The sequence below is a fragment of the Neolewinella marina genome, from assembly GCF_002631205.1.
Classification (GTDB): domain Bacteria; phylum Bacteroidota; class Bacteroidia; order Chitinophagales; family Saprospiraceae; genus Neolewinella; species Neolewinella marina.
The window spans coordinates 276,839-294,749 of record NZ_PDLO01000002.1; the positions used below are offsets into that span (position 1 = coordinate 276,839).

Below are 17,911 nucleotides of genomic sequence, written 5' to 3' on the forward strand. Positions count from 1 at the left end.
CAGCCGGGGCGCCGGAGTTAATGGAAACATAAGCCTGGGCAGTCCGCCCAGCCTTTAATCCCGCAATTTCAGGGCATAAACCGATTTGTACCGCTCCGGATCCCGGCGCAGGGCGTCGAGTTCGCGGCGGGTTTCCGAGGCCACGAAGGGCAGCAGGGGTTGCTCCACCTGAAAGAGGTTCGGGATGGCGGCGCGGATCTTGCGGTCCCACTCGCGGTAGTGGCGGTCGAAATCGCCGGGGCCGATGCGCTTGCGGCAGCCCGGCTTGCTGCACTCGAGTTGCATCTCCACGTCGAGGTTGAAGATGCCGTACTCGTCGGTGATCTGTTCGCCGGCCTTGATTGGGCGGATGGCCATTTCAAAGCCGTAACCGGTGCTGATCGTGTTGCAGTCGCAGCAGTGGTTGACATACTTGGCGAAGTCCCAGCTCACGATGCGGTTGCCGTTTTCGTCGATGTAGGAGTACTTGTCGACCACCTCCTGCATTTCCGGACTGTGGTTCACGTAGTCACTCGGCGAGATGACGAGCTCCAGGGTGTCCTTGACGTAGACGATAGTCCCTTCGGGAATGTCGGCCGTAGCGAAAACGCCGTAGCCGATGGTGTCGCTGATGTATTCCAGGCGGGTATTGGGATGGATCATTGAAGGGTCGCGGGATTGGGTTTTGGGGCCGCGGCGCTGCAAATTAGTCGCTTTCGCAATACCCCGCCCCCTAAATTTACGACACTTTGGACTACCGCGCTCCGGCTGCCTCGTCGGCCAGTTTCTGGAGCAGTTCGCGGAACTCCTGAGTGTCGTAATCGGCCATCCCGTGGTGGGCCAGCAGCACTTCCCCCGACGGCGCCACCAGGTAGGTGGAGGGCAGGGAGGAGACATCCAGTGGCCCCGACAGTGGACCGGCCAGGTGGTAGATCGGGAATCGGTAACCGCGGCGTTCAACCAGGGCCTTTCCCTTGGCAAAGTCCTGGTCCACGTTCACGAGCACGAAAGCCACGCGGTCGTCGTCGGCAAAGTCGCGGTACAGCTTGTCGATGCCCGGCATTTCGGCCAGACACGGCGGGCACCATTCCGCCCAGAAGTTAAGGAAGACGACTTTGCCCGACAGGCTACCGGCGACCACAGGTTGACCATTCACGTCGACCATCGGGAAGTTCAGGGGATTCGGAGAGGCAGCCGCCGGGGGGGCGGGGACCGCGGGTTCCGGGGCTACATCCGAAAGCCCCACCCCATCGGTATCCGGCCGAATCAGGCCCGTTGCCAGGATGCCCTGCTGGACGTAGGCGATCGCCTGGGTGTGCAGCCCGGTAACGTAGAGTAACAGGGCCACGACTCCGGCGATGCCGTAAAAGGCGAGGTCTTTTTTGGTTCCAGGGCTCACAGGCTGATGGAATAGTACCCGTTCTTCTGCAGGGTGAAGTTATACTGGATGCCGTTTTCGACAATTTCGATGGCGGCCGGTACGGCGGCGCGATCGACGCCGAACTTATTCAGTGAAAAACCGCAGGCGACAATCTTGACGCCCAGGGCTTCGGCCTGCTTCAGAAAGGGATCCATGGTGGCTGCATCGGTGAGCTGGTCCACGTCCTGTCCGCAGACGATAACGCGGAAGTCTCCAAAGGCGGCCCCATCCTCCTGTTTGAAGTGCTCGGCGGTGAGCAGGATGGGTTTCAGCTGGGGAATCTTGCGGGTCAGGACCACGTAGTTCTGCTGCTCCGTATGGTGGGGCGTAACGCGGCTCTGGTCCTGGGCGGACAGCTTATGAGTGAACAAGGTGGTCAGGCTGAGGACGAGTAGTCCGAGAATCAGTCGTTTCATGGGTTGGTTTTACAGGGGTGAAGGAGTTAAGGATAAAGAAGAGTAGTCCGCCGGCAATGGCTACGTTCTTAAACAACGGCCCGAGGGTGGTTGCCTGCCCGACCTGGACGGTAATCGTGATCGGGATTAGGACCAGCAGCAGGACGGCGGCCGCATAGCGGGTGAGGTAGCCGGACATAAAGGTGAGCCCGGCACCCAGCATCACGATCCCCGAAAGGATGACGAGGGTGTCGGGCTCACCGAAGTAAAGGGCAAAATTCTTGAGGCTGGCGCGTTCCATTCGCCCCACCGTCTCATCGACGTGCAGCAGGTGGTTCGCACCGGCCACCAGAAAAATGCCGCTGAGCATTACGCGCAGGATGCGGACGGAGGTCTGGGTGACGGTAAGTTGCATAGGCTGGGTAGTAAGGGTTTCTTTCTTCCAAAGGTAGCCGCCCACCCTGCCCTATTCCGTGATCCAGATCACACAAGGGCGGCGTTTAGAAATCCTTAACGGCCTCGCTGAGGTCGAGCACGCGGGTGTCGCCGTTCAGGTCTGCGGCAACCACGCTGGCCGCTACGGCCGACCGGAATCCGCCGGCACAGTGCACCACTACGGGCTTGCCGCGCGGAATCTCATTCGTCCGCTCGGGCAGTTCGGGCAGGGGGATGTTGACCGCCGACTCGAACTTCCTGCCCGACTGCTCCAGCTCGGAGGCGTTGCGGACATCGACGATGGTGTACTCCTCGGGGTGGGCCCGGAAATGGTCCACGTCCAGGGCGTCCAATTGGGCACCGGCCTGGCCGGCGTCCATGATGAAGGCACCGCGGATGAAGTACTCATAGCCGATCTTGGTCGTCTTGGCGATCACGTCTTCCAGGGCCTCCTCCGAGGCGGCCACGAGGTAGAATTCGGTCTTGGGCGCCACCAGAGCACCGAGCCAGGTTTCAAATTTTCCGCCGTTCTGAATGTTCAGCGCGCCGGGGAGGTAGCCCTGCTTGAAGGTTGCTTCGTCGCGGGTGTCCACGATGACGGCCCCTTCGTCGGGACGGAAATTGCGGTCCAGCTTCTGCACCTTCCGGAGTCCTTCCTGCAGCGCCTGGGCGCCACGCTTGTTCAGTGCCACGTCGTAGGGGAAGTATTTGGGTACGAAGGGCAGGTCGGCCAGCAGCCAGTCGACGAACTGCTCCTCGGATTCCTGCTGGAAGGCGGGGTTGGTACGCAGCTCCTTGCCGAGGGTGCTCGAGCGCTCGTCGCTCATGCCTTTACCACAGAGGCTTCCGGCCCCGTGGGCGGGGTACACCTTCACGTCCTCGTCCAGCTTGGCCAGCTGGTCGTGGAGGCTGTGGTACATGGCGCGGGCCAGTTCCTTACGCTGGCTCTTGACTTCACTGCCGTCCCCTTCGCGGAGGTCGGGCCGGCCGACGTCGCCGACGAAGAGGGTATCGCCGGTGAAGACCGCTAACTGCTTGCCGCTGGCGTCGCTGAGCACGATCGAGATGCTGTCGGGGGAGTGGCCGGGGGTATCGAGGGCCTTCAGGGTATGGTCGCCCAGCTTGATCTCCTTGCCGCCGTCGAAGGCGGTGTGGGTATACTCGGCTCCTACCTTGCCGCTGACGTATATCGGCGCACCCAGGGACTCGTGCAACTCCAGGTGACTGGAGACGAAGTCGGCGTGGGGGTGGGTTTCAATAATGGCCTCCAGCTTGGCGTCGTGCTGGCGGAGGTAGTCGAGGTAAGGTCCGGTATCCCGGGCGGGATCTACCAGGGCCGCGACTCCGTCAACAATGATGGCGTAGGAAGCGTGAGCGAGGCCGTCGTCGAAAAATTGGTGGATGTTCATGATTCGTTATTTTTTGGTTTTGATGAGGGTGGGGCACCAGCGTCCCCGCCCTATAGAAATATTAGTGGGGCAGTTTGTTCCTCAGGACGCCGTAGGTGAAAGTGCCCGCCGTGGCGCTGAGGATCACGAGCCCGATGAGCCAGATCCCCTGGCCGAGCAGGGTGAACATGGGGCCGGGGCAAGCTCCGGTAAGGGCCCAGCCGAGACCGAAGAGGATGCCGCCGTAGAGGTAGCGGGGTACGCTGAACTGCTTGGGATTGAGCTTGAGGGCCTGTCCGTCAAAGGCCGTCAGGCCGAAGCGTTTGGCCAGGGCCACCCCGATGGCGCCCAGTACGACGGCCGTACCGATGATGCCGTACATGTGGAAGCTTTCGAAGCGGAACATTTCCAGGATGCGGTACCAGGAGATGGCCTCCGACTTGGTCATGACGAAGCCGAAAAAGGTACCGATGAGGAGGTAGGTTAGAAATCGCATGGACTTAGAGTTGGAGGATGAAGGGAAGAAGGAACCAGCTCATGAAGAGCCCGCCGATGAAGAAGCCGATCACGGCGATGAGGGAGGGCAGCTGCAGGTTGGACAGGCCACTGATGGCGTGTCCGCTCGTGCAGCCCCCGGCCCAACGGGCCCCGAAACCGACCAGGAAGCCACCAAGGATCACCACCACGAGGGTACGCAGGGTGAACAGCTGGTCCACGGCGAATATCTCCGCGGGAACATAGGAGGAGTGGAAGTCGCCCTCGCCCGGCGCGCTCAGGCCGAGCGACTGCAGGTAGTTGACCGTCTCGGCCGAGATGGTCACCGGCTCGCTGGACGGGAAGACGAAAAAGGCCAGGAAGCCCCCCAGTACCGATCCGGCAATGAAGGTGAGGTTCCAGCGCTGGGCCCGCCAGTCGATGCGGAAGAATTCGTACTTCCGTCCCGCTCCGGCGATGGTACACATGGTGCGCAGGTTGGAGGAGACGCCGAACTCCTTGCCGGCGTACAGCAGCATAAACATAACGGCGGCAATGGCCACCCCGCTGACCGACCAGTGCCAGGGTTCGCTAATCCATTCTATCATATTGATTATTAATTTCTTGTGATTGATTGATAAGGCAAAATTAGGGGTGGGTAGGTGCACAGTCAGTGATGTGCATCACACAGCCCTAACTCAGGTAACATTGGTCTGCAGGGCAAGCTGCAACTGGCCCTCGCCGGCCCCGGCCGCTACGGCGTCGGCTACGTCGAGGTAGAAGTTTTCCCGGCCGATGATCTCGTACAGCCCCCCCTTTTTCAGGGCGTCGCGGGCCGGGCCGATCAGGCCGGCGAACCGGATGGTCAGCCCATTTTCCTTCTGGGTTTCCACGAACTGCCGCAGGGCGTACAGGGCGCTGCTGTCGATCCCGGAAATGCCCTCGGCGTTGATGACTACCACCGAAACTTCCCCGGACCGCTCGGCCAGCAGGCGCTCCAGCTGCGACTGGAAGTAGGACAGGTTGGCGAAGTACAGCGGAGCGTCGAAGCGGACCACCAGGATGCCGGGCAACTCCCGGGCCTCCGTAAAACGGTTGATGTTGCGGAAAGTATGGGTCTCACCAATTTGCCCGAGTACCGCCAGGTGGGGGCGCATGCTGCGGTAGACGTGGACGCCGATCGACAGTACCACCCCGGCGGCAATGCCGTTCTGGATGCCCAGGGCCAGGGTGGCGATGAAGGTGGCCGTAAGCATCCAGAAATCGGAGCGGTCCACCCGCCACAACCGCAGGGCTTCCCGCCAGTCGATGAGCTTGAAAACCGCCACCATGATGATGGAGGCCAGAACGGCTTGTGGGAGGTAGTAAAACCAGGGCGTCAGGAACAGCAGCGTAAGCACGATGAGCGCGGCACTGATGATGGACGCCAGGCCGGTCTGGGCACCCGCCTGATCGTTGACGGCGGTACGGCTGAACCCGCCCGCCACGGGGAATCCGCTCACCAGGGACGAGCCGATGTTGGAGGCACCGATGGCCAGCAGCTCCCGGTTCGGTTCCACGGTGTAGTGGCGGTGACGGGCGTTGACGGCCTTGGCGACCGCGATCCCCTCCATGAATCCGATCAGGGCAATGGTCAAGGCGGTGGGCAGCAGGGCCTGCACGTCACCCCAGGCGATGCCCGGGATACCGAAGGCCGGAAGACCGGCGGGCACTTCCCCCACGATTTTCACGCCACTGTCGGCCAGCCCACCGAAGAATACGGCCAGTGCCGCCACCACGACCACCACCAGGGGGCCGGGTACCACGGGGGCGTACCGCTTGACCAGCAACAGCAGGGCAATACCGGCTACCCCGATCCCGAGGGTCGGCAGGTTGACCTCATTGAGGTGTTGCACCGCGGATATCAGGATGTCGTGGACGAAGGAGCTGCGCCCCAGGTTCACGCCCAAAAGGTGCTGCAGCTGGCTGAGCCCGATGATCAGGGCCGCCGCCGAGGTGAACCCGCTGATGATGGGCCGCGACAGCAGGTCGACCAGGAAGCCGAGCCGGAGTACGCCGGCCGAAAACTGAATGATGCCCACCAGTAAGGCGAGCAGGATGGCCAGGTAGAGGTAGTTCTCCGTCCCGACGGCCGCCAGGGCCCCCACGCCGGTAGCGGTGAGCAGGGAGTCCATGGCTACAGGTCCCACCGCCAGCTGCCGCGAACTGCCCATCAGGGCGTACACCAGCAGGGGAAGGGTAGCCGCGTAAAGTCCGTAGATCGGGGGCAGGCCGGCCAGCATGGCGTAGGCCATGCCCTGGGGGATCAGCATGACGCCAACCGTCAGGCCGGCCACAACGTCGCCGCGCAGCCAGCGGCGGTCGTAGTGAAGGATCCAGTCGGGAAGGGGTAGTCGGCGCAGCAAAGACATAGGGTTTATCATTAATTGACCACAAAGGTCGGGGGGCGGGCAGGCCACCCTTGGTGATGTGCATCACACGCCGCCAAAAAGGTGGTCCGGACGGCCGGGGATTCCCGACCGGTGCGCTCAGCGCTCGTCCAGCAGCCGGATCCGGTTGCGCCCCAGTTCGATACTGCCCCGCTTCTCCAGGGTCTTCAGCAGTCGCGAGATGGCCTCCCGGCTCACGTTGAGGTCGTCGGCGATCTCCTGGTGGGTAGCCTGGATGGTGGCGTCCGGGCGCAGGGAGGCCCGCTTGACGACGTAGTCGTACAGTCGCTCGTCCAACTGGTGAAAAGCCACCTGGTCGATGGTCTGCACCATCTCGTTCATCCGCTGGTCGTAGGCCGTCATGACGAAGTTCTTCCAGCTCTTGTAGCGCATCATCCACTCGTCGAGCGTCTGCTTCGGCAGGGCCAAAATGGTGGTGTCCTCCTCGGCTACGGCGCGGATCTGGCTGCGCTTGTCGGCCATGCAGCAGGTGAAGGTCATGACGCAACTTTCCCCCGGCCGCAGGAAATAGAGGAAGAGTTCGGATCCGTCTTCGCCCAGGCGGCTCACCTTGACGGTGCCGCTCATGATCAGGGGCATCATCCGCACGAAGTTGCCGTAGTCCATCAGCATCCCCCCCGCGGCAATGGTGTGCAGTTGGCCCAGTTCGGCAATGGCCTCCTGCAATTCGGGCTCCACAAAAACGGGAAAGTACCGCCGTACTTCCTGGCTGCTCAGTCGGTCGTTCATCGCGGTAGGTTTCCTACGCCAACGTATGAATACATGACGGAGTTTTCATACGTCGGCAGTTTCGCCTACTCCACCCTTACGCCCCGGGTGGTAAAGGAGATGCCCTGCTGCCCGTAGGTGGAGATGAATATCCCTTCGAAGAGTGGCTCGTGGGTGCCCGGGGGGATGCTCCACTCAAAGTAGAAGTTGTCGCCCGTGCCGCCGGCGCGGTCGTGGGTATCGATGATGATGGCCACGGTTTCCAGCGGGCGCAGCACGATGGGGTCGGCAAAGTAGGTGCGCACCAGTTCGCCGGCGGTGCCGTAGTAGGCGGCGCGGCGGATGAAGATGGAATCGCGCAGGTTGATGTTGCGGACACTGATGGTGCCGGTCAGGTCGAAGGTGTGGTGCTCGGTTTCGGTGTAGATCTGGGAGTAGCTGCTCAGGTAGGTGGCGCCGGACAGGAGGGAATCCGGTAGGGGCAGGGCGGCGCGGCGGATCTCCCAGTTGGTGGGGTCCACGGAGCTGATCGGCCGCTCGGGGTTGCAGGCCGTCAGGGTAAGGAGCAGGAGTAAAAGGCCGAGCTGGTACATGCTTCCAAGGTACGGCAGCGGGGGATTTTGTCGCCTACCCTACCGCAGGAAGCGCACCTCGCGGATTAGGCCGTCTTCCACCAGGTACATGGCCACCACTTCCACGGGCGGCGACTTTGAATCGAACACCACGCTCTCGTGGTCCAGCACCCGGTTGCCCATCACGATTCGGCTCACCAGCCGGCACTGCAGGTCAGGTCGGTTGGCGAACATGGCGCCGTAGGTTTCCCGCATCTTGTCCTTGCCCTCCCCTGTAAGCTCGTCGGGGAAATTGTAGAGGCGGACGTCGTCGGCGTAGGCGCTCAGGAAGAGCTCCAGGTCGCCGGTGTTGTAGGCGTCCAGCTGGGTCTGCACGGGGGTGACCGCCGCAAATGGGTCGACGGACGACTGGCCCACGGCAAAAAATGACAGGACTACAAAAAATAGTGTGAGGGGTAACTGCACCGGACGGGGTTTGGGGTCGAATATACCAAGGCTACCGGTTTGGACGCTCATTTTGTGATCACCACCCTGCGTAGTCCGAACGATTGACTGCCTAGATCGACCAGCCGTAACCAGTAAGTGCCAGCGGGAAGATCCGCCGTTTCGACAAAGGCGCGCGTGCCCGAATATCTTCCATTGCGGGACAATTGTCCGGAAGATGAATAGATCGAATAGGCATAGTCACCGCTTACGGGGCGCTCAATCCAGACCCCCTCACGGGCAGGGTTGGGATAAACCTGTAGCGATAACTCAGTATTGCTGCGAGTATCCCGGGTGGCCACCGAGCCCGCTTCACCGAAGAGCACGGCAAATACCTCCTCTCCGTAACCCTTATCTTTGTCTACGTACAGGAAGCGGTTTCCGACAGACACAATTTCCCCGATTTTGTGCAGGCTGCTGTCCGGTGTTGCCAGGGTAGAATGGCCGCTAAGGGCGTTTACCAGGCGGAGCTCGTCGAAGTAATATGAGTACCCACCCCACCTGCGGGGCACGAGCACCAGACTGTCCTGTACTGCCAACTTATGTGACCCCGCTACATAGGCAAGCTCGTCGAGCAGAAGTTGGGTGCTGAGATCGGCGATCCGGAAGGAGTAGAGGTCGCGGCTGTCGTTGGAAGACCGGGTGTAGATCGCGGTACTTTCGTCCACCCTCCGCAATTCCTCCCCCTGCCGGGGTGCGAAGGCCACCCGTAGGTCGGGCTGGGTGGAGCCATCCCTTAGCAGGTTCAGGCCCTGTTTATTCAGGTAAAGGGTATGACCGGACAGTCGGATTGGTGCCGCGTACGATTTAAGGTCCGCGTCCGGAAGCAATAGCGCCTCTCCCGTATCGTCCCGTAGCAGGTAAGTGGATAGGGCGGGATCGCCGGAGCGGTGTTCGACCTGAAAGCTAACCGCACCGGAAGTACCCGAAATGGTGAGTGGGAAAGCCTGGGCATTTGCCGGCAATCCGGAGACGGCTTGGGTGCCCGCCACGGTACCGTTGCTCCGCCAGAGCCTATAAGTGCGCCCGTTGGTAGTCATGGGAAAGTAAAGCCAGTCACCTGAGGAAGCCAGGGTGGGAGTATAATAGCCCCTGTTCAACGCAAGTTGGGTACTCATTACCTTGCGTTGGGTGCCGGTACGGCCGTCGATTTGGATAAGTCCCAAGAACCGGCTTGTCGTGCCGTCAGGGATATAATTGGTGAGGAAGTAGAGATCTCCCCGGTAGGCCACTACCTGGCTGAGTACCGAATATGCCGGAGGCCCCAGGTCGGTGGTACCGCCGGCAGTACCATCGCTGAAATGCCAGTGATCCCTCCGGCCCGAGAAGTACAGCAACGACCGTCCGGTACCGGGCAGTGGGACTACGTTGACTCGTGACTGGGAGTAAAAAAGTGGCTCGAATTTGTCAGCGGTCGCGGACCCATAGACATAGTCACCATTACTAAAGAAAGCCGCACCGTCTCCGGGCTGGAGGTTACTGGGCGCGGAACTCTGGGTGTAGGGAAAAAGATCATCCAGGGCCCGCTGCTCTCCGGTTACCAGATCGATCTCCACGGCAGCCTCTCCGGTGGCCGGATGCACGCCCAGTCCGTAAAGCCGGTCGCCCACTTGTTGTAAGGCGAGCGTGCCATTCGCGGGACGCACCCCACTGAGATTGAAGCCCAGGTGGCCATCCAAAACATGTGTTGAGTCCCGATAGTGAATGACGGTGTTGAAGGGCCCCTGACCGTAGACTCCGGAGGTTTGCACAAGGATTCCGCCGCCTTTAAGGAGGGTGTAGCCCTGCGACCGCTCGTAATTTGCCAGCGGAGTAAGGTGGTCCGCTCCCAGGTCGTGGGTATACAGGCCGCGGTTGCCGCCGGTCAGCTCGACGAACAGCTGCTTGTCCGTCCGATAATATTTGTTGCCGTAGCCATCGTCGGGGGTGGCATCATGGATTTCCACGGGGACACCGCCCGGCGGTAGTGTCCACAAGGTTGTCGGGTAGACCTCATCCGTTAGAAAGTACAGCGTGCCATCGTCCAGTGCGGCAAGCCCGATGATCTTCCAGTTTGGATTATCGATTGTACGGCCGGCGAAGTTCAGCAGGGACCGGGTGCCGGCGGTAAGGCCATTGGTTACCCAGAGGCTACCGGTCGCATCATTATTTCCCCGAAATACGACCACGCTGTCGTTGGAAGCGGTACCCGAGCTCCCGATAGTGATGGATAGCGGTTCGGTTCCTTCCGCACTACCATCGCTGCGCCACAACTGGCTGTCGTTCGACGCGGTAGAAACGGAAAATACTACGCCATTCGCCGTGGCATGTGGTTGGCCGAAGTAATGCCGTTCTGCCTCAGGGAGGGAGGAGAAATCAATCTGCCGGGTTCCGGAGATGGTCCCGTCGCTGACGTACAATTTGCCGCTATCGGTGAGAAAGTAGAATTTGCTGCCGGCCACGATATATTTGGAGCCGTAGATCGCCGCCGGAGCCGGGAGTTCTACGGTGCCGGCCTTGGTGCCATCGGTGACCCAAGTGGACCGCGGTCCCGCAAATATCGCCCAGTCGCCGAAGGGAGTGAAGGTGTAATTGTACGGAGCAGTATATGCCTCCAGGTCCACGAAGGTCTCCGGACCGTCCTCAATGGCGAATAGTTGTCCCCCGGAGCGGAGCAGGACCCGGCCCCCGGGAAAAGTAAGGGCCAGGGCAAAATTCAATTCGCTCAGCGGGACCGGCGTAAGGGTCTCCTTGTCGAGATAATACGTTTGTGTGCTTTCGTAAGTGCCGTCGTTGGTGTAGAGCAAATAACCACCCCTATCGGCAGCCAAGATGCGGCCATTCAGTAAAATATCCTCTACGGGCCTGGTCAGTTTTTCTCCGTTGAAAAAGAAAAGTGGATTGGGATCGGAATTATAGAAATTAAAGAAAAACCGGCTACCCTCTAGTGGAAAATAGCTTGGAATGGAGGATAGCCGAACGGACGGTTCGGTGTTGACATCCAGCACCCGGGTTTCGAAATCAGGGAATTGGGCTAGAGCAGAAAATGAAAGCAAAAGTGCAAGAAAAACACAGGGAAGATAGTAGTGCACCATATGACCTATAATGGATTGGATCTAATAGATAAACGGTCAGAAAAATACATCCTAGTTCATATAAAATGCAGTCAATTTTGTGAAGCTGTGGAATCAATTTACCCGGCGCCCAGGCGCCGCCGTTCTTAGTTCAGTCGCCGAACGAGTCACTTACCCCGGTTGGCCGACGATCACGCGAGGCTGAGTCCCGGAGGGCCCCTCCTAACGTAGGGAGTTTGTGAAACTCCACGCTACACGTCGCGGTAAACCAAATTATCCGACACCTGCGTGCAGCGCCCGTAAATCCCGCCGCGGATGGTACACGGCCTAGCCCGTCGCTTTTTCTATCTTGGCGGTTCATACACACTTCCAATTTCCCACATATGTACAACTCCATTACCGTGGCGGTGGCCGGTGCCGGATTCATCGGACCCGTTCACGTTGAAGGACTGCGCCGCCTGGGCATCCGCGTCAAGGGACTGCTCGGCAAGGACCTCCAGGAATCAACCGACGCCTGCAAGAAACTGAACCTCGAACACCCCTACGGCAGCTACGAAGACCTGCTGGCCGACGAGGAAATCGACGCCGTCCACCTGGCCGTCCCCAACGTGCTCCACTACAGCATGGTGAAAAAGGCCCTGGCCGCCGGCAAGCACGTGATGTGCGAAAAGCCCCTGGCCATGACCTCCGAGGAAGGGGCCGAACTCGTGGAGCTCGCCCGCAAGAGCAACCTGAAAACCGGGGTGAACTACAACCTCCGCTTCTACCCCATCAACCTGGAGGTGAAGGACCGCCTGGCCAAGTCGGGCAGCCGCATCTTCGCCGTGACGGGCAGCTACCAACAGGACTGGCTCCTCTACGACACCGACTACAACTGGCGGGTACTCGCCGACCAGGGGGGAGCCCTGCGCGCCGTCTCCGACATCGGCACCCACTGGCTCGACCTGGTACACTTCGTCACCGGACTGGAAGCGGAAGCCGTACTGGCCGACCTGACGACCGTCCACCCCCAGCGCAAGCGCCCCATCGGTGAAGTCTCCTCCTTCACCAAGGACTCCGAAAAGGAGCAGGCCACCGAAACCATCGATGTCACCACCGACGACTGCGCCAGCATCCTCTTCAAGTTCAAGGGCGGGGCCCGCGGCCAGCTCTTCGTGAGCCAGGTGAGCGCCGGCCACAAGAACCAGCTGAAGTACGACATCGCTACCCAGGACGCCGCCTACGAGTGGAACAGCGAGCGCCCCAACGAACTGGCCATCGGCCGCCGCGGCGAGCTTAACCAGGTGCTCATGAAGGACCCCGGACTCATGACCGGCACCGCCGCCCCCTACATCAATTACCCCGGAGGACACAACGAAGGATTCCCCGACACCTTCAAGCAGTGTTTCCGCGCCTTCTACGACGCCGTCCTTGGCGATACCGCCGCCGGTGAAGAGCTCTACGCCACCTTCACCGACGGACACCAGGAACTCGTCCTCTGCGACGCCATCCTGAAGAGTAATGCGGAGCAGGCTTGGGTGAAGCTTTAGATTTCAAGGGGTTAAGGGGTCAAGGGGTCAGGGGGCTAAGGAGCCACTGGATCAATTGGTTTTTCAAGTGGCTAACACTGGCGGTCCAAAATAAAATGGATGATGTCCCTACCCGAGCGAAGCGAGGGGCACGCAGCCGCCCTTGACCCCTTAGCCCCTTTACCCCTTGTCCCTTTGACTCCTCCTACCCGAGCGAAGCGAGGGACAATTGCCATACCCTTGACCCCTTAGTCCCTTGCCCCCTTTACCCCTTGCCTCCCCCTACCCGAGCGAAGCGAGGGACACAGAGCCGCCCTTGACTCCTTAGCCCCTTTAACCCTTGCCTCCCCATGCCCAGGTACGCCGTTTCCGACATCCACGGTTGCGCCAAGACCTTCGCGGCCCTGCTGCAGCGGATCGGTTTCGGGCGGGAGGATGAGTTGTTTTTATTGGGGGATTATATCGACCGGGGCCCCGACAGCCGGGGGGTACTCCACCACATCTGGCAACTGCAGGGCGAGGGGTACCGGGTGGTTTGTCTGCGTGGCAACCACGAGCAGATGCTGCTGGACGCCTTGCGGGAAGGACGACCGGCGTGGGATTACCTCCCCCACCGCCGCGAACGCAAGCAGACGGTGCACTGGATGGAGTACCTGCCTTTTTACTACGAGACGCCGGGCTACCTGCTGGTCCACGCCGGCCTGAACTTCGAGATCGACGACCCGCTGGCCGATGAGGAGGCCATGCTCTGGATCCGCGGCTGGGAAGACACCCTGAATTCCGACTGGCTGGGTGACCGAGTCCTCCTCTACGGTCATACGCCCCGGCCGGCCACCCTCGTCCGGGAAGAGATCGGCGAGATGCAACTCACCCGGCGGGCCTGCCTGGATTCCGGCTGTGCCCTCCCCCACCCGGAAATGGGCTACCTGACGGCGCTGAATCTGGACAGTGGGGAGGTGTTTTTCGAGGCCTGGGTGGGGTGACAGACATCGGATGTTGTGCGCAGGACATTTTGTCAGACATCGGATGTCTGACAAAATGACAATCCGCTTAAATGCTGAGGATTTAGCACATCCATGCTTCGACCAAAGGAATTATTCGCGAAATTTCGTAAAAAAGACCTTTCCCAGCCATCACAACATCCGATGTCTGACAAAAAGTCACCCTACCAACATCCGATGTCTGCCACCTAGATCGCCTGCAGAATATCGTACTGGGCGATGAGGTGCTTCCGCCCGCTGCGGTCGGTAGCCATTACGGCCGGGTTTTCCTTGGTGATGTGACGGCCGAGCTCGGATAGCGTGAGATCGGTACCGACTTCGGGGAAGGGCTGCCGCATGATCTCACTTACGGGGCGCTCGGAGTGGTCCATGGGGTTCTGGAGCAGGAAGTTCAGTACGTCCGTTTCCGTAATGGCGCCGACCACTTCCTCGCCGTCGAGGACTGGCATCTGGCTGTATTCGTGCTCCTTCATGGTCTTGAGGGCGGTGCGGACGGTTTCTGCCTTGTCCACGCCGGTGAAGGAGGATTCTTTCTTGTGGTTGAGCAGGTCGCGGACGCGCAGTTCAGTGTCCAGGAACCCGCGGTCGCGCATCCAGTCGTCGTTGTAGACCTTGCCGATGTACCGGCTGCCGTGGTCGTGGATGATTACGACGACCAGGTCATCGGACTTGAGCCGGTCCTTGAGTTGGAGTAGTCCGGCTACCGCGCTACCGGCCGAGTAACCGAGCAGGAGACCTTCCTCCCGGGCCAGGCGGCGGGCCATGACGGCTCCGTCCTTGTCGGAAACCTTCTCGAACAGGTCGATGACCTCGAAATCGACGTTTTTGGGCAGGATGTCCTCCCCGATCCCCTCGGTGATGTAGGGGTAGATTTCCTTGTGGTCGAACTCCCCGGTTTCGTGGTACTTCTTGAAGACCGAGCCGTAGGTATCTACTCCCCAGACCTGCACCCCGGGGTTTTGCTCCTTCAGGTACTTCCCGGTTCCGCTGATGGTGCCGCCCGTTCCGACGCCGACCACCAGGTGGGTGATCTGCCCGTCGGTTTGCCGCCAGATTTCCGGGCCGGTGCTTTCGTAGTGGGCCTTGCGGTTGCTGAGGTTGTCGTACTGATTGAACCAGAAGCTGTTGGGGATTTCCTCACTGAGGCGTTCGGCTACGGAGTAGTAGCTGCGGGGGTCGTCGGCGGATACGTTCGTCGGGCAGACAATGACCTCAGCGCCCATGGCGCGCAGGATATCCAGTTTCTCCTTGCTCTGCTTGTCGCTGGTGGTGAAGATGCAGCGGTATCCCTTGACGCAGGCGGCCAGTGCCAGTCCCATGCCGGTATTTCCGGAGGTACATTCGATGATGGTTCCGCCGGGCTTGAGGCGCCCATCGGCTTCCGCGTCCTCGACCATCTTCAGGGCCATGCGGTCCTTGATGGAGTGCCCGGGATTAAAGGTTTCCACCTTCATCAGCACGCGGCAGGGCAGTCCCTTGACCACCTTGTGGAGTTCTACCAGCGGGGTGTTGCCGATGGTCTCGAGAATGTTGTTTTTTACTTCCATATTATTTTTCGTACTAGTGGTCGGAAGACTTTAGGCGTCCGACCACTATTCAATTTCAATGATCTCCACCCCCAGACCGAACTCCCGGGCGAATGAGCGTGCAATATAGTTGGCCGTCCCCTCGTCGGTGGTCGGCTGGTCGAGATAAAGCAAATAGCCCGTCCCCTCGGGCAGCACGCAGTCGGTCGCCGCAACGGTAACCACCGAGCCGTACAGCCGGTTGAGCTCCAGGGCCCACGCCCGGGCGGTTTCGAAGGACTGGTAACGGCCGAACAAGAGGATAAAGACGGGGGCCTCCTGCTGGTATAGGGGCACGCAGTCGTAGTCCACCATGGCACCGCCCCGTTCATCGATCTGGTAGCGGCGCAGCAACTCCAGGTCCTCGATACGGTCGGTTGCCACCAGCGCCACGCCAGGGCGGGTGGCGGCGGGTTCCTCCCCTTCGGCGGTCAGGGAATCGTTGCTCCTCTGGAACTCCCCGCTTTCGGGGTCGAGGGCGGGGGCCGGATCGCGGGTGGATTCAAGCATATCCAGATCGGGTTCGGCGTAGCGGCCGCCGGCCACGGCCAGGGGGCTGTAGGTCGACTGCCGGTAGAGGCCCCAGCCAAACATTACCACGGCGGGGACTCCCAGCAGGAAGACCCACCACCCCAACTTGTAGTAACCGGGCCGCCGCCGCAACTCATCCGGAAACAGGCTGCGGTACCACCGACGCAGGCGGGCGCGCAACAGCAGCTGGGCGCGGCGGGGATGACGGTAGACCGAAGGGCGGCCCGGGCGGGCGGGCAACAGGGCGGGCGGGGGCGGCGGCAAGGCCAGGGGATCGGTTTCCTCCAGTTCGGGGGGTGGAAGGGCCGGCTGGGGGGGTGCGACGGATTCGGCCCGCGCCAGCCAGCGGGGCAGCAGGCTGCGGTGGCCACTAAACTGGTCGATGCGGCTGGGGCTCATCACGTTGCGGACCACCTTGTCGGCTTCCACGGCCAGTATTCCAAAGCCGTATTTCACGCACTGCCGCTCGAGTTCGCGGTATTGCCGGCGCGTGCGCCAGGTGTCGGGAGCGAAAATTTCTGCGTCGTAGGCCACCCACTGGGCGTCGGCGTAGAAGTGCTTAAACTGGTCGACGGCGTAGATGTAGCGGTATCCCCGCAACCGGCTTAGCAATCCGGCTACCGTGACGAAGAGGGCCGCGAAGGACAGCAAGAGTACCCCGTACACCCGGGGGCTCCCGAACACGGCATACAGGTTCCACTCGGGCACCCGCGCGCCGCCGCCCCACCAGACGAAAGCAGCGGCCAGGGCACACGATAGCACGAGGGCGTGGATGCCGATGCGCCAGTAATTGACGCGGTAAAGGATCTCGTCGCGGCGGTCCAGGCTGGTGGCCTCCACCGTGGCGATGAAGTAGGTGCGGTCGGGCCGCTGGTAGGCCAGCCGCGCGTCAATGAGCACGCCCTGGTAGTAGTGGGGCTTGTCGACGATGCGGGTACCGCTACCACCGTAGCGTGGCCGCAGCTTGTAGTGAAACCGCAGAAAATTGATGGCCAGGCCGCGGATCTGCTGTTCGGAATAGGGCATCGGTTCGCAAAAGTCGCACATAATGCGGTAATTCGCGGATAACTTCCTCCGCCCTTGAGCTTCCAACCCTTCTCCCTCAACTGCAATGGCCGTCTGCTGACCGTCGAACGCCCCGTGGTGATGGGCATCCTGAATGCGACGCCCGACAGCTTTCACGCGGCCAGCCGAACGGATGCACAGGCCGTGGGCGAGGCCGCGGGTGCCATGCAGGAAGCGGGTGCCACGATCGTGGACGTTGGCGGCATGTCTTCCCGGCCCGGCGCGGAACTGATCGGGGCGGAAGAGGAGATCAACCGCGTGATACCCGTTATCGAAGCCGTCCGCCGCGCGGCGCCCAAGGTGGTGATCAGCTGCGATACCGTTTACGCCGCTACCGCCCGCGCCGCCGTGGATGCCGGGGCCGGCATGATCAACGACATCAGCGCTGGCCGCTTTGATGAGGAACTGCTGCCCACGGTGGCCAGCCTCAATGTTCCCTACGTGCTCATGCATATGCCCGAGGGCGCCACCCCGGAAACCATGCAGAAGCATACCCACGATTACGGCCACCGGGTGGTAACCCACATCTGGGATTTTCTGGCGGAACGGCTGGTCGCCCTGCGCGAAATGGGCATCAAGGATGTGATCGTGGACCCCGGGTTCGGATTCGGGAAGTCGCAGTCGCAGAACTACGAACTGCTGAAGAACCTGCACGCTTTCGCTCACCTCGGTGCGCCGGTGCTGGCGGGCATGAGCCGCAAGGGCATGCTTTACAAACCCCTGAAAACGACGGCGGAAGGCAGTCTGCCCGCCACCGCGGCGGTGAACCTTTACGCCCTGCAGCAGGGGGCCTCCATCCTGAGGGTACACGACGTGAAGGAGGGCGTGGAGGTCATCAAACTCTGGCGGTTGCTGGAGGAAGCCCGAATAGTCGGCCGCTGAGG

17 protein-coding genes are annotated in these 17,911 nt (G+C 61.1%); 3 read left to right on the plus strand and 14 right to left on the minus strand.

The features are described 5' to 3' along the window. Positions 1-54 precede the first annotated feature (54 nt). From CGL56_RS06535 to CGL56_RS06590, 12 genes are all read right to left on the minus strand, one after another. Positions 55-642, minus strand: coding sequence for an SET domain-containing protein (locus CGL56_RS06535; protein ID WP_099106080.1), 588 nt, complete (start codon positions 640-642; stop codon positions 55-57). Positions 643-733: 91 nt separating this feature from the next. After that, positions 734-1,378 (minus strand): TlpA family protein disulfide reductase, encoded by a 645-nt coding sequence (locus CGL56_RS06540; RefSeq protein ID WP_099105731.1) that lies wholly within the window; start codon positions 1,376-1,378, stop codon positions 734-736. Further along, positions 1,375-1,815: a sulfur reduction protein DsrE gene (locus CGL56_RS06545; RefSeq protein ID WP_099105732.1), complete on the minus strand. Its 441-nt coding sequence runs from the start codon at positions 1,813-1,815 to the stop codon at positions 1,375-1,377. Before CGL56_RS06545 ends, CGL56_RS06540 begins: the two co-directional genes overlap by 4 nt. After that, a complete protein-coding gene (locus CGL56_RS06550; protein WP_209280333.1) occupies positions 1,757-2,209 on the minus strand; it encodes a DoxX family protein in 453 nt (150 codons plus the stop codon). Before CGL56_RS06550 ends, CGL56_RS06545 begins: the two co-directional genes overlap by 59 nt. Positions 2,210-2,294: 85 nt before the next feature. Then, the gene (locus CGL56_RS06555) at positions 2,295-3,638 is read right to left on the minus strand and encodes an MBL fold metallo-hydrolase (RefSeq protein ID WP_099105733.1); all 1,344 of its coding nucleotides are present in this window, start codon (positions 3,636-3,638) and stop codon (positions 2,295-2,297) included. A gap of 61 nt (positions 3,639-3,699) precedes the next feature. After that, positions 3,700-4,113 (minus strand): DUF6691 family protein, encoded by a 414-nt coding sequence (locus CGL56_RS06560; RefSeq protein WP_099105734.1) that lies wholly within the window; start codon positions 4,111-4,113, stop codon positions 3,700-3,702. Between the two features lie 4 nt (positions 4,114-4,117). Then, a complete protein-coding gene (locus CGL56_RS06565) occupies positions 4,118-4,699 on the minus strand; it encodes a YeeE/YedE family protein (RefSeq protein ID WP_099105735.1) in 582 nt (193 codons plus the stop codon). 90 nt (positions 4,700-4,789) lie between these two features. Next, entirely contained in the window at positions 4,790-6,502 is a 1,713-nt protein-coding gene (locus CGL56_RS06570) for a SulP family inorganic anion transporter (RefSeq protein WP_099105736.1), read from the minus strand. A 117-nt stretch (positions 6,503-6,619) separates the two neighbouring features. After that, positions 6,620-7,270, minus strand: coding sequence for a Crp/Fnr family transcriptional regulator (locus tag CGL56_RS06575; protein ID WP_099105737.1), 651 nt, complete (start codon positions 7,268-7,270; stop codon positions 6,620-6,622). Between the two features lie 65 nt (positions 7,271-7,335). Next, positions 7,336-7,842, minus strand: coding sequence for a DUF3124 domain-containing protein (locus CGL56_RS06580; protein WP_099105738.1), 507 nt, complete (start codon positions 7,840-7,842; stop codon positions 7,336-7,338). Between the two features lie 39 nt (positions 7,843-7,881). Further along, complete coding sequence (locus tag CGL56_RS06585; protein WP_245851935.1) at positions 7,882-8,286, minus strand: nuclear transport factor 2 family protein; 405 nt, start codon at positions 8,284-8,286, stop codon at positions 7,882-7,884. Positions 8,287-8,333: 47 nt separating this feature from the next. Next, complete coding sequence (locus CGL56_RS06590; RefSeq protein ID WP_143470641.1) at positions 8,334-11,378, minus strand: T9SS type A sorting domain-containing protein; 3,045 nt, start codon at positions 11,376-11,378, stop codon at positions 8,334-8,336. A 362-nt stretch (positions 11,379-11,740) separates the two neighbouring features. Between CGL56_RS06590 and CGL56_RS06595 the strand changes: the two genes are divergently transcribed. Then, complete coding sequence (locus tag CGL56_RS06595; protein WP_099105741.1) at positions 11,741-12,886, plus strand: Gfo/Idh/MocA family protein; 1,146 nt, start codon at positions 11,741-11,743, stop codon at positions 12,884-12,886. Between the two features lie 329 nt (positions 12,887-13,215). Next, positions 13,216-13,848, plus strand: coding sequence for a metallophosphoesterase family protein (locus tag CGL56_RS06600; RefSeq protein ID WP_099105742.1), 633 nt, complete (start codon positions 13,216-13,218; stop codon positions 13,846-13,848). 206 nt (positions 13,849-14,054) lie between these two features. Here the strand turns inward: CGL56_RS06600 and CGL56_RS06605 are convergent, their stop codons facing one another. Further along, positions 14,055-15,413 (minus strand): pyridoxal-phosphate dependent enzyme, encoded by a 1,359-nt coding sequence (locus tag CGL56_RS06605; RefSeq protein ID WP_099105743.1) that lies wholly within the window; start codon positions 15,411-15,413, stop codon positions 14,055-14,057. A gap of 45 nt (positions 15,414-15,458) precedes the next feature. Next, a complete protein-coding gene (locus CGL56_RS06610; RefSeq protein ID WP_099105744.1) occupies positions 15,459-16,988 on the minus strand; it encodes a hypothetical protein in 1,530 nt (509 codons plus the stop codon). Between the two features lie 54 nt (positions 16,989-17,042). On the opposite strand from CGL56_RS06610, the gene folP reads away from it, so the two are divergent. Then, positions 17,043-17,909 (plus strand): dihydropteroate synthase, encoded by an 867-nt coding sequence (gene folP / locus CGL56_RS06615; protein WP_245184082.1) that lies wholly within the window; start codon positions 17,043-17,045, stop codon positions 17,907-17,909. The last annotated feature ends 2 nt before the right edge of the window (positions 17,910-17,911 follow it).